The 11,785-nt window shown below is 71.7% G+C and carries 7 protein-coding genes and 1 tRNA gene; 5 read left to right on the forward strand and 3 right to left on the reverse strand.

The features are described 5' to 3' along the window. Positions 1-60: 60 nt before the first annotated feature. The 5 genes from topA (at position 61) to PSQ21_RS19315 (ending at position 9,914) form a co-directional block, all read left to right on the forward strand. Positions 61-2,958, forward strand: a complete 2,898-nt coding sequence (gene topA / locus PSQ21_RS19295; protein WP_274031854.1) for a type I DNA topoisomerase — start codon at positions 61-63, stop codon at positions 2,956-2,958. Between the two features lie 399 nt (positions 2,959-3,357). Continuing rightward, complete coding sequence (tmk, locus tag PSQ21_RS19300; protein WP_274031855.1) at positions 3,358-6,597, forward strand: dTMP kinase; 3,240 nt, start codon at positions 3,358-3,360, stop codon at positions 6,595-6,597. Between the two features lie 306 nt (positions 6,598-6,903). Further along, the gene (locus tag PSQ21_RS19305; RefSeq protein ID WP_274031857.1) at positions 6,904-8,109 is read left to right on the forward strand and encodes a DNA polymerase III subunit delta'; all 1,206 of its coding nucleotides are present in this window, start codon (positions 6,904-6,906) and stop codon (positions 8,107-8,109) included. A 78-nt stretch (positions 8,110-8,187) separates the two neighbouring features. Further along, the gene (locus PSQ21_RS19310) at positions 8,188-9,717 is read left to right on the forward strand and encodes an alpha/beta hydrolase (protein WP_274031858.1); all 1,530 of its coding nucleotides are present in this window, start codon (positions 8,188-8,190) and stop codon (positions 9,715-9,717) included. Between the two features lie 123 nt (positions 9,718-9,840). Then, positions 9,841-9,914 (forward strand) — tRNA-Thr (locus PSQ21_RS19315). Between the two features lie 144 nt (positions 9,915-10,058). Here PSQ21_RS19315 and PSQ21_RS19320 read toward each other — a convergent pair. The 3 genes from PSQ21_RS19320 to PSQ21_RS19330 all read right to left on the reverse strand — a co-directional run bounded on the left by PSQ21_RS19320 (position 10,059) and on the right by PSQ21_RS19330 (position 11,700). Beyond that, a complete protein-coding gene (locus tag PSQ21_RS19320) occupies positions 10,059-10,397 on the reverse strand; it encodes an NUDIX hydrolase (RefSeq protein WP_274035834.1) in 339 nt (112 codons plus the stop codon). Between the two features lie 68 nt (positions 10,398-10,465). Further along, positions 10,466-11,053: a class IV adenylate cyclase gene (locus tag PSQ21_RS19325; protein ID WP_274031860.1), complete on the reverse strand. Its 588-nt coding sequence runs from the start codon at positions 11,051-11,053 to the stop codon at positions 10,466-10,468. Between the two features lie 11 nt (positions 11,054-11,064). Further along, positions 11,065-11,700: an SAM-dependent methyltransferase gene (locus tag PSQ21_RS19330; RefSeq protein ID WP_274031861.1), complete on the reverse strand. Its 636-nt coding sequence runs from the start codon at positions 11,698-11,700 to the stop codon at positions 11,065-11,067. Positions 11,701-11,785 lie beyond the last annotated feature (85 nt).

Consider the following 11,785-nt stretch of genomic DNA (forward strand, 5'->3'; position numbering starts at 1 on the left):
GGGCAGCGTCATGACGCTGCCCGGATGCCCATCGAGTGTCGACCGGAGAGAAGAGCGAAGTTGTCCCCGACCAGCGAGACCGCACAGGGCGGCCGCCGACTCGTCATCGTCGAGTCGCCTGCCAAGGCGAAGACGATCAAGGGCTATCTCGGCCCCGGATACGTCGTCGAGGCGAGCGTCGGGCACATCCGCGACCTCCCGAACGGCGCGGCCGAGGTCCCGGACGAGTACACCGGCGAGGTACGCCGCCTCGGGGTGGACGTCGAACACGACTTCCAGCCCATCTATGTCGTCAACGCCGACAAGAAGGCCCAGGTCAGGAAGCTCAAGCAGCTGCTGGCCGAGTCCGACGAACTCTTCCTCGCCACCGATGAGGACCGCGAGGGCGAAGCCATCGCGTGGCACCTCCAGGAAGTGCTCAGGCCCAAGGTCCCGGTCCACCGGATGGTTTTCCACGAGATCACCAAGGACGCGATCCGGGCCGCCGTCGCCAACCCGCGCGAGCTCAACCAGCGCATGGTCGACGCCCAGGAGACCCGCCGCATCCTCGACCGCCTCTACGGCTACGAGGTCTCGCCGGTCCTGTGGAAGAAGGTCATGCCGAAGCTCTCGGCGGGCCGCGTCCAGTCCGTCGCCACCCGGCTCGTCGTCGAGCGGGAGCGCGAGCGCATCGCCTTCCGCTCCGCCGAGTACTGGGACCTGACCGGAAAGTTCGCCACCGGCCGCACCGGTGACGCCTCCGACCCCTCGACCCTCACCGCCCGCCTCAGCGCGGTCGACGGCCGCCGGATCGCCCAGGGCCGCGACTTCGGCCCCGACGGGCAGCTGAAGGCCGGCTCCGCCCAGACCCTGCACCTGGACGAGACGAACGCCCGCGCCCTGGCCGCCGCGCTCGCCGACTCCTCCTTCGCGGTCCGGTCCGTCGAGTCGAAGCCGTACCGGCGCTCCCCGTACGCCCCCTTCCGGACCACGACCCTCCAGCAGGAGGCGAGCCGCAAGCTGGGCTTCGGGGCGAAGGCGACCATGCAGGTGGCGCAGAAGCTGTACGAGAACGGCTTCATCACCTATATGCGTACGGACTCCACGACCCTCTCGGACACCGCGGTCGCCGCGGCCCGGGCCCAGGTCACGCAGTTGTACGGGGCGAGCTACCTCCCCGAGAAGCCGCGTACGTACGCCGGGAAGGTCAAGAACGCGCAGGAGGCGCACGAAGCGATCCGCCCCTCCGGCGACCGCTTCCGCACCCCCGCCGAGACCGGGCTCACCGGCGACCAGTTCCGGCTCTACGAGCTGATCTGGAAGCGGACCGTCGCCTCCCAGATGAAGGACGCCGTCGGCAACTCCGTCACCGTCAAGATCGGTGGCCGGGCGAGCGACGGCCGGGACGCCGAGTTCTCCGCGTCCGGCAAGACGATCACCTTCCACGGCTTCATGAAGGCGTACGTCGAGGGCGCCGACGACCCGAACGCCGAGCTGGACGACCGCGAGCGCCGGCTGCCGCAGGTGGCCGAGGGCGACGCGCTGTCCGCCGACGAGATCACGGTCGACGGCCATGCCACCAAGCCCCCGGCCCGCTACACCGAGGCCTCGCTGGTCAAGGAGCTCGAAGAGCGGGAGATCGGCCGCCCCTCCACGTACGCCTCGATCATCGGGACGATCCTGGACCGCGGTTACGTCTTCAAGAAGGGCACGGCGCTCGTCCCGTCCTTCCTGTCCTTCGCCGTGGTCAACCTGCTGGAGAAGCACTTCGGCCGGCTCGTCGACTACGACTTCACCGCCCGCATGGAGGACGACCTCGACCGCATCTCGCGGGGCGAGGCCCAGTCCGTGCCGTGGCTCAAGCGCTTCTACTTCGGGGTCCAGCCCGGTGACGACACCGCTGCCGTCGGAGCGGCCTCCGACGCGGGCAACGGCGACGGCGACCACCTCGGCGGTCTGAAGGCCCTGGTCACCGACCTCGGCGCGATCGACGCCCGGGAGATCTCCTCCTTCCCCGTCGGCAACGACATCAAGCTCCGTGTCGGCCGCTACGGTCCGTACATCGAGCGGGGCGAGAAGGACGCCGAGGGCCACCAGCGGGCCGACGTGCCCGAGGACCTGGCGCCCGACGAGCTGACCGTCGAGCTCGCCGAGGAGCTGCTGGCGAAGCCCAGCGGCGACTTCGAGCTGGGCACCGACCCGGTCAGCGGCAACCAGATCATCGCCAAGGACGGCCGCTACGGCCCGTACGTCACCGAGGTGCTGCCCGAGGGGACGCCGAAGACCGGCAAGAACGCGGTGAAGCCGCGGACCGCCTCCCTCTTCAAGTCCATGTCCCTGGACACGGTCACCCTCGCCGACGCCCTCAAGCTGATGTCGCTGCCGCGTGTCGTCGGCGAGGACGCCGAGGGCGTCGAGATCACCGCGCAGAACGGCCGCTACGGCCCGTATCTGAAGAAGGGCACCGACTCCCGGTCGTTGACCTCCGAGGAGCAGCTCTTCGACATCACCCTCGAAGAGGCCCTCGCGATCTACGCCCAGCCCAAGCAGCGCGGCCGGGCCGCGGCCAAGCCGCCGCTCAAGGAGCTGGGCACCGACCCGGTCAGCGGTGCGCCGGTCGTGGTCAAGGACGGCCGCTTCGGCGCGTACGTCACCGACGGCGAGACCAACGCGACGCTGCGGACCGGCGACAGCGTCGAGGACATCACGCCGGAGCGCGGCTACGAGCTGCTCGCCGAGAAGCGCGCCAAGGGGCCCGCGAAGAAGAAGACGGCCAAGAAGGCGCCGGCGAAGAAGGCGACGGCCAAGAAGACGGCCGCGAAGAAGACGGCGGCCACCAAGACCGCGGCCGCCAAGAAGACCGCGGCGAAGAAGACGACGACGGCCAAGAAGGCGACGACCGCCAAGACGGCCGCCAAGAAGACGGCGACGGCGAAGAAGACGGCTTCGGCCGCCTCCTCCGCCCCGTCGGACGACTGACCCCGCCGACGCGCGCGGGCCGCACCCAGCCGCCGCCCGGCACCCCGATCCCAGTGATCCAGGTGCCGGGCGGTGGTGCGTTGGCGTGCCGCCCGGGCGAGTGGCGCGCAGGCGTTGCCGGAAGGTGTGCGCAGGCGGGCCGGGCGGTGTGCGCGGGCGTGGCGCGCGGGCGTGCCCGGGCGGTGGTGCGCAGGCGTGCCGGGAGTGGCTCGGAGGCGTCGCCGGGAGGTGGCGCGCAAGGGTGCGCGGCGGTGGCGCACAGGGGTGCGTGGCGGTGTCGCACAGGGGCGCGCGGCGTCGGCGTGCAAGAGAGGCTCGCGCACGTTGGCCGGAAGCTGTCTGCGTCCATATGTTCGGACGGGCCGACGTTCACCGCGCCGCTGCCGATAGGCTGGGCGGATGACGCGAGCCGAGCAGCCAACGGTCGTGAGCCCCACCTCCGACACACTTGCCGCAGACTCACGCGAGCGCGCCGTACGGGCCCTGTTGCGTATTCCCCCGCTGAAGCGGTTGTGGAGTGCCCAGCTCGTCGGCGGTATCGGCGATGCACTCGCCCTTCTCGTGCTGGTGCTGCTGTCGCTGCAAGCGGCGGTCCTTGAGGGCTCATTCGGCACCGGATACCGCGGGGCGGCCTTCGCCGTCGCCGCCGTCTTCGGTGCCCGGATCCTTTCCACCCTGTTCTTCGGAGCCGTACTCCTGGGGCCTCTGACGGCCCTCACGGGGCCCGGCGGAAAGCTGGACCGGCGATGGCTGATGATCGGGGTGGACGGGCTGCGCCTGGCGCTCCTGGTCGTCGCCCCGCTGTGGATCGACTGGACGCCCGACAAGGCGCTCATGATGATCCTCATCACCGTCTTCGTGACCGGCGCCGGTGAGCGCCTGTGGGCCGTGGCCAAGGACAGTGCCGCCCCGGCGCTGCTGCCCGCCCCGCCCCTCGAAGGCGCGGCCGTACGCCCCCTGCCCGACCACCTCGACGCCCTGCGCCGCCTCTCGCTGCGTACGAACTTCCTCGCCGTGCCGGCCGCCGCGGTGGCCCTGCTGGCCGCCACCCTGGTCGGCAACCTCCTCGGCTCCGGCCTGGAGTGGTTCTCCTTCCACCAGGCGGCGCTGGGGTCCTATGTCGCGGCAGGGTTCTTCTCCGCCTCCATCTCCATCCTGTACTTCCTTCAGTTCCCGGCCACGCAGACGCCCCGGCCGCGCTCCCCGCTGGAGGGCCTGCGCCGCCCCGCCACCGGCAACGGCCCCGACAAGGGCCGCACCGGTGCCGTCCCCCTGCTGGTCGCGGTCTGCGCGGCCCTCGCCGGAGCCATCGCCGCGGCCGCGGCCGTCTCCGTACTGCACGCCTACGACCTCGGCGGCGGGCCCGCGACGTTCGCGCTGCTCATCCTCGGACTGACCGGCGGCACCGCCCTCGGCATCCGCACCGCGCGCCACGTGCTGCCCACGCTGTCGCGCCGCCGTCTGCTGGCGCTGGCCACGACCGTCACCGGCCTCGCGCTTCTCGCGCTCGGCCTGGTGCCGGACACCGCGACCGGGATCGCCATCGCCCTGCTCGCCGGTTACGCCGCCGGGGTCGCCGCGAACACCGGGCACACCCTGATCGACCAGGAGACCGAGGCGTTCCGGCAGGCCCGGACCACCGAGCACCTCCAGGCCGTCGTCCGGGTGCTCGTCGCGCTCGGCGCGGTCGCGGGCCCCCTGCTGGCCGCCGCGATCGGGCGGCACCGCCTGGTCGCCGGCGACTTCGTCTTCGCCCACGGCGGGGCCGCGTTCACCCTGATGCTGCTCGGCGCGCTGCTGCTGCCCGTCGCCGCCCTCGTCCTCGCCAGGACGGACGACCGGGCGGGCGTGCCGCTGCGCCGGGACCTGCGCGAGGCGCTGCGCGGCGGCGACCCGGCCGTCGCGCCCGCCGCCACCGGCTTCTTCCTCGCCCTGGAGGGCGGCGACGGTGCGGGCAAGTCCACTCAGGTCGAGGCGCTCGCCGACTGGATCCGGTCCAAGGGCCACGAGGTCGTCGTGACCCGCGAGCCCGGGGCCACCCCCGTCGGCAAGCGGCTGCGGTCGATCCTGCTCGACGTGTCCTCCGCCGGTCTGTCCAACCGGGCCGAGGCCCTGCTGTACGCCGCCGACCGCGCCGAGCACGTCGACTCCGTCGTCCGCCCGGCGCTGGAGCGCGGCGCGATCGTCATCTCCGACCGCTACATCGACTCGTCCGTGGCCTACCAGGGCGCGGGCCGGGATCTGGCCCCGACCGAGATCGCCCGGATCTCGCGGTGGGCGACGAGCGGCCTCGTACCGCATCTGACGGTGCTGCTGGACGTCGACCCGGCGACAGCCCGGGAGCGGTTCACGGAGGCGCCGGACCGGCTGGAGTCGGAACCGGCCGAGTTCCACGAGCGGGTGCGGTCCGGGTTCCTGACCCTGGCCGCCGCCGACCCGACGCGCTATCTGGTGGTGGACGCCGGCCAGGAGCCGGAGTCGATCACCACGGTCGTACGCCACCGGCTCGACCAGCTCCTGCCGCTCTCCGAGGCCGAGATCGAGGCCATCGAGGAGGCCCGCCGCCAGGCCATCGAGGAGGCCCGGCGCAAGGCGGAGGAGGAGGCCGCGCGCAAGGCCGAGGAGGAGCGCCTGGAGAAGGAGCGCCAGGAGCAGCTCGCCCGGCTGCGCGCCGAGGAGGAGGAGCGCAAGCAGCGCGAGCTGGAGGAGGCCCGCCGCCGCGAGGCCGAGCGCCAGGCCGAGGAGGCCCGGCAGCGCGCCGAGGAGGCCCGCCGCCGCGCCGAGGAGGACCGGCTCCGGCTGGAGGCCGAGGAGCGCGTCCGCGAGGCCGAGCAGGAACGCCTGCGCAAGCAGGCCGAGGAGGAGGCCCGGCTCCGCAAGGAGGCCGAGGCGCAGCGCCTGGAGAAGCAGCGCAAGGCCGAAGAGGCCCTGATGCGCGCCGAGGAGGCCCGCCGCCGGGCCGAGGCCGAGGCGGCCGCCCGTACGGAGGCGGCGCGGGCCGAGGCCGACCGGGCGGAGGCCCGGCGTGCGGAGGAGGCGCGGGCGTCCCGCGCCTCGCGTCCGGAGAGCTCCTCGCCGTCGTCCTCGCGGTCGGAGGGCCCGTCCGTTCCGGAGAACGAGCTCACGGTGCCCACGCCGATCGTGAACCCGAACGAGATCACGCAGCCGGTCCCGGCGGTCCGGCCGGAGGACGACCGTCCATCCGGATCCGGTACGGGCACGGGCACGGGTGCCCGTTCGGGATCCGCTCTCGGGGACGACGAGACGGCGATGCTGCCGCGCTTCTCGGACCAGCGGCCGGCGGACCGCCCGCAGGCTCGGGAGGCGGACGAGACGGCCGTGCTGCCGCCGGTCTCCGCCGATCGGCCCTCCGACCGGGTGCCCCAGGGCTTTTTCCGGGACGAGAGCCCGGCGTCCTCGCCCGCGGAGAGCGAGAACGAGCGCACCCGGGAACTGCCGCAGGTCGAGGACCCGAACGCCGGAGAGACGCCCGACCGGCAGCAGGGCCGCCGCACGCGCCCCCGCCCCGACTGGGCGGAGGAGACCCCGCTGGACGATCTGCCGACCCTGGCGGACGAGCTGCTCGGGGGCCACGAGGACGACGGCCCCGCGGGTCGCGGACGTCGCCCGCGCGGTTGATCCCCCTCACCGCCGGTGGTGACGCGGCTGACGCCTCTCATCGCCGGTGGTGACGCGGCTGACGCCCCTCATCGCCGGTGGTGGCGAGACTGACGCCCCTCACCGTCGGTAGTGGTGCGGCTGACGCCCCTCACCGCCAGTGGTTGCGTGGCTGACACCCCGCCCCACGCCGATGGTGAAGTCCCGGCCCGTCCGTCCCTCCGGGGGCGGGCGGGCCGGACTGTCAGTGGCGTCCCCCACAATGGAGAGCGACGACGCACAGCGGTTCCGCGGCACCGCACGACACCACCGGAAGGGCGGTGACCCATGACCGTATGGGACGACCTGGTCGGACAGATCCGCGTGCAGGAACAGCTCGCCGCCGCCGCCAAGGACGCCGACGCCCTGGTCACCGCCGTGTCCGACGGAAAGCCGCTGGACCAGGGCTCGAAGATGACGCACGCCTGGCTGTTCACCGGACCGCCCGGCTCCGGCCGGTCCACGGCGGCACGGGCCTTCGCCGCGGCGCTCCAGTGCACGAGCCCGGACCGGGCGCTCGGCGGCGTACCCGGCTGCGGGTTCTGCGACGGCTGCCACACCAGCCTGATCGGCACACACGCCGACGTCCAGGTCATCCGTACGGATCTGCTCTCCATCGGCGTGAAGGAGACCCGCGACCTGGTCCGGCGCGCCCAGCTCTCCCCGGCGGTCGGCCGGTGGCAGGTCATCGTGATGGAGGACGCCGACCGCCTCACCGAGGGTGCGGGCAACGTCCTGCTGAAGGCCGTCGAGGAGCCCGCCCCGCGCACGGTCTGGATGCTGTGCGCCCCCTCGCTCGAAGACGTCCTGCCCACGATCCGCTCCCGCTGCCGGCACCTCACCCTGAGTACCCCGCCGGTGGAGGCGGTGGCCGACGTCCTGATTCGCCGCGACGGCGTCGACCCCGAGCGGGCGCACTCCGCGGCCCGCGCCACCCAGGGGCACATCGGCCGGGCGCGCCGCCTCGCGACGGACGAGCGGGCGCGGGCTCGGCGGGCGGCGGTGCTGAAGGTTCCGCTGCGGGTCGCCGACGTCGGCGGCTGCCTGAAGGCGGCCCAGGAGCTGATCGACACGGCCACCGACGACGCCAAGCAGCTGGCGGAGGAGGTCGACGTCAAGGAGACCGAGGACCTCAAGGCAGCGCTCGGCGGGGTGGCCGGGGGCCGGATGCCGCGCGGTACGGCGGGCGCGATGAAGGAGCTGGAGGACAAGCAGAAGCGCCGCAAGACGCGTACACAGCGCGACAGCCTCGATCTGGCGCTGACCGAGCTCACCGGGTTCTACCGCGATGTGCTGGCGCTCCAGCTCGGCTCCCGGATCGCCATCGCCAACGTCGACGTGCAGGACTCCCTCGACCGGATCGCGGAGTCCTCGACGCCCGCGCAGACCCTGCGCAGGATCGAGTCGGTGATCGCCTGCCGGGAGGCGATGGACCGCAATGTGGCGCCGCTGCTCGCGGTGGAGGCGATGACGATGGCGCTGCGGGCGGGCTGAGGGGACCTGCCGGGGGCCCTGTTCACCCGAATGAGCAGGGAATCGGACGACTCGTCACCCGGCGGATACGCTCCCTGAATGGATACCAGGCGGCTGCTCCGCACCTTCGCCATCGGGATCGGCACTGCCGGCCTCCTCATCTCCGGCTGCAGCGGCAGCGGCTCGTCGCCGAGCGCCTCGGCCACCGGCACGGCGGCCCCCGAGGGGCTGTCGTCGTACTACGCGCAGAAGCTGAGCTGGCGCGACTGCGGGGTGGAGGGGTTCGAGTGCACGACGATGAAGGCGCCGAAGGACTACGACCAGCCGGATGACGGCGACATCGAACTCGCGGTCTCCCGCAAGAAGGCCACGGGACCGGGCAAGCGGATCGGTTCCCTCCTGGTGAATCCGGGCGGCCCCGGCGGCTCCGCGATCGGCTACCTCCAGGGGTACGCGGCACTCGGCTATCCGGCCCAGGTGAGGGCCCGCTACGACATGGTGGCGATCGACCCGCGCGGCGTGGCCCGCAGCGAACCCGTCGAGTGCCTCACAGGACCGGAGATGGACGCCTACACCCAGGTCGACCAGACGCCCGACGAACAGGCGGAGGTCCGGAAGCTGAGCGCGTCCTTCGAAAAGTTCGCGGCGGGCTGCGAGAAGCGGTCCGGCGAGATCCTCCCGTACGTCTCCACCGTCGACACGGCCCGCGACATGGACGTCCTGCGGGCCCTGCTCGGCGACGAGAAGCTGAGTTACGTCGGAGCTTCGTACGGAACCTTCCTGGGCGCCACCTACGCGGACCTCTTCCCGGAGCGGGCCGGCCGCCTCGTCCTGGACGGGGCGATGGACCCCTCCCTGAAGGCCATCGACATGAACCGCGACCAGACGGCGGGCTTCGAGGGGGCCTTCCAGTCCTTCGCGGCCGACTGCGTCGAGCAGCCGGACTGCCCGCTCGGCACCACGTCCACCGCCGACGCGGCGACCGCGCTGAAGCAGCTCTTCACGGACCTGGACGCCAAGCCGATCCCGACCGGCGACGACCGCAAGCTGGGCGAGTCCCTGGCCACCATCGGCGTGATCGCCGCCATGTACGACGAGGCGGCCTGGCCGCAGCTCCGCGAGGCGCTGGCGGGCGCGCAGCGGAGCGACGGTTCCGGCCTCCTGTCCCTGGCCGACAGCTACTACGAGCGCGAGCCGAACGGGAAGTACGCGAACCTCATGTTCGCCAACGCCGCCGTGAACTGCCTCGACCTGCCGCCCGCCTTCGACGGCCCCGACGCGGTCGAGAAGGCGGTCCCGGACTTCGAGAAGGCCTCCCCGGTCTTCGGCCGCGGCTTCGCCTGGGCCTCCCTGAACTGCGCCCACTGGCCGACCGAGGCCACGGGCACCCCGCACCGCACCGAGGCGAAGGGCGCCGACCCGATCGTGGTCGTCGGCACCACCCGCGACCCGGCCACCCCGTACCAGTGGTCCGAGGCCCTCGCCGAGCAACTCTCCTCCGGCACCCTGCTCACCTACGAGGGCGACGGCCACACCGCGTACGGCCGGGGCAGCGACTGCATCGACACGGCGATCAACACGTACCTCCTGGAGGGCACCCCGCCCGCCGACGGCAAGAAGTGCACCTGACCCTCGCCCCTCGGGCCTGCCCTGACCAGCACAAACGCCTCCGGAGGCGCCGTGTACGGAGCACCCCCGGAAACTGTGTAGACTTGGCCCCGCTGCTGATCGCACCATAGTGCGACAGGGCGCGCCGCCTTAGCTCAGTTGGCCAGAGCAACGCACTCGTAATGCGTAGGTCTCGGGTTCGAATCCCGAAGGCGGCTCAGAAGAACCCCAGGTCACATAGCCCGTGACCTGGGGTTTTCTGTTGCTCGGGGCATGGTGGGTCATACGGGGGTTGAGGCGCTAGTCACCGAGGGCTCGCGGTCACGAACTGTCCGAGCGCAGTGAACAGGCGGGAGCAGCCCTCAGGAGTTTTGGGCCACCTCCAGGTAGTCCTGCACCGGCTCGAACAGCCCGTACGGCAGGTACTCCGGGATGTCGCCATGGGATACCCAGGCAAGCTCGGCAAGCTCCTCGGTATCGGCGACGTGAGCTGTGCCGCCCAGGATCTGGCAGGCGGTGTAGGACATGAGGCGGCCCGTCTTGGGGTGAACGCGCTCGCCGAGAAGCTTGACCGCCTCGACGGTCAGCCCTGTCTCCTCCTGGGTTTCCCGTACGGCGGCGGCCTCACGTTCCTTGCCGGGCTCGACCTCCCCGGCGGGGAACTGGTGGCCGCAGGTGCTGGTAGTCCTCCTTGGGTGAATTCGGCGATCCGGGGATCACCCTGTGCTGTAGGGCGACTTCCGTCAGCATCGCTCGTCTCCCTCCGCGATCAACGGTCCTGGGCCGTGGGGGAACCGTCCTTTTGCTTCTCTGCTACGGAGAACAGGAGCGTGGGTTCGGCGAGGATGTCGCGGCTGGACTCGCTCTTGTAGATCTCGTCGACGCTGCCGAACCGGGCCTCGGAGTAGTCGAGGTCCAGCAGCGCGGCGGCCTGGCGCACCGATGCCTCGTCGGGTCCTTCGATCTCCAGGAAGGTGGGGAGGTCGGGCCAGGTGTCGAAGTCGAAGGCGACTTCGCCCAGGCGCCATTCCTCGCGGTAGTTCTCCTGGTACCTAACCTCGGTGAGGCCGACCCGGCGCAGGATGTCGGCCATGGCGTGCAGGTCGGTGACCTCGGTTTCGATCTCCTTGGTGCCGTCGATCGTCGTGGCGTCGGTGACCTGCTTGAGCGTGAGGGTCGAGCGGGTGCCCTCGTCCCGCAGCCGAATCCAGGCCCCGCCGTCGAGGGAGTCGTTCTCGAAGATCTTGCGGGTGAGGAGAGTGCGGGGGAACGCCTGGACGGCACCGAGGGCGCTCAGCTTGTTCTGGAGGGCGGCGACGTCCACGGCCAGGAACTTCGCCTCGTACTCGTGCTTCATGGGGCCTTCTCTCAGAAGTGGTCGGTGAGGGTGGACGTCCGGGCCGCGAGCAGCAGGCCCATGCGGTGGGTGTGGCCGTGCGGCTGGCCGACGTGGGCGCGTTCCGTGAACTCGGTGGTGCGCAGGGTGAGCAGGACCTCCCAGTCGCCGATGAAGTGGGGGTGAAGGCGTTCCGGGGAGGTGTAGTGCTCGATCATGTGGTGGCGTCTTTCGACGGGCATCATGAACTCCGCGCCGAACACGCCGCCCGGGCGGACCAGGCGCTGCATGCGGTCGACGAACTCGCCGAGCGGGCGGTGGTGGTTGGCACTGTAGTGCCACGAGCAGCTCGTCCAGACCGCGTCGCACTGCAGGCCCAGGGGTTTACCGTCCAGGAAGTCATCCTCGGCGACCTCTACGTATTCGTGGAGTTCTTCGAGCTTCAGGCGATCGATCAGTCCCAACGCGTGGGCCTGGCTGTCACCCGGGAGGTGGACGTCGCCCCTATGGAGGGCGACCGCGTCGCGGGAGGTGACCAGCAGCTCGGGATGATCGGCGGCGTTGCCGACCGGCCGCGGGTGGTGGAGCTTGAGCTGCTGGACCCCGAGTTCCGCCAAGGCCCTGCCAAGGGGCAGGACTTCGTCGATGTTCCGCGAGGTGACGGTCATGGTCGCGCCGGTCGGAACGCCGAGTTCCTGAGCCAGTCGGAGCGCCTCCAGCGCGCTCTGGTAGCTGCCCTGCTTTCGGGATGCC

Origin of the sequence: Streptomyces sp. MMBL 11-1, from assembly GCF_028622875.1 — a bacterium.
Classification (GTDB): Bacteria; Actinomycetota; Actinomycetes; order Streptomycetales; family Streptomycetaceae; genus Streptomyces.

Excerpts from the sequence above, each read along its gene's own strand:
- tmk (WP_274031855.1), top strand. The coding sequence starts at position 3,358 with ATGACGCGAGCCGAGCAGCCAACGGTCGTGAGCCCCACCTCCGACACA.
- PSQ21_RS19305 (WP_274031857.1), top strand. The coding sequence starts at position 6,904 with ATGACCGTATGGGACGACCTGGTCGGACAGATCCGCGTGCAGGAACAG.
- PSQ21_RS19310 (WP_274031858.1), top strand. The coding sequence starts at position 8,188 with ATGGATACCAGGCGGCTGCTCCGCACCTTCGCCATCGGGATCGGCACT.
- PSQ21_RS19325 (WP_274031860.1), bottom strand. The coding sequence starts at position 11,053 with ATGAAGCACGAGTACGAGGCGAAGTTCCTGGCCGTGGACGTCGCCGCC.
- PSQ21_RS19330 (WP_274031861.1), bottom strand. The coding sequence starts at position 11,700 with ATGACCGTCACCTCGCGGAACATCGACGAAGTCCTGCCCCTTGGCAGG.